Consider the following 513-nt stretch of genomic DNA (forward strand, 5'->3'; position numbering starts at 1 on the left):
AGGATGGCTTGTAACTTAAGCCATCCTTGCCATAACACTTTCACAGATGCACGCCCTGTGCGCTTGGTATCTTTCCAGCCTCCTAACTTTGCCAGTTCCTGATACGCCCATGACATATTTGGAGCAGTTTCAGGCAATGGTGTTTTTATTCTCTTTAACCACAATAACTTCCATGCTTTGGGAGATAACAGTTGTTCACAACTTGGAGAATCAGGCTGCTCATTGGTGAACTTTAGTTGCAATATTCGCGTCGCAATAAAGCCATTAATCGTCACCAATCTTTCCATGTTATCTTGGCTTTGAAGGCGTAAACTTTCGATATCCGTACCATCACTTTTCCAGACTTTATGGTATTCCTCTACAAGCCAACGGTGCTCATAGTAGGTGATGATAGCTAAAGCGTCTTCTTTGCTGGTGACTGGTTCACTGGTTAATAGGTGCCAGCTTAAGCCGTTCTCAGCGTTTCCTCGCTCTGCACAGCCGACATAGTAAACTGGGAGGGAGTGTCCTTTC

1 protein-coding gene is annotated in these 513 nt (G+C 44.8%); it reads right to left on the minus strand.

Translation table 11 applies throughout. From position 1 onward, the window contains the following. A partial coding sequence (locus I6F42_RS20110; RefSeq protein WP_197153226.1) for an IS4 family transposase occupies positions 1–513 on the minus strand: 513 nt, incomplete at both ends.

This window comes from Pseudoalteromonas sp. SWYJZ12 (genome assembly GCF_015864395.1).
GTDB lineage: Bacteria > Pseudomonadota > Gammaproteobacteria > Enterobacterales > Alteromonadaceae > Pseudoalteromonas > Pseudoalteromonas arctica.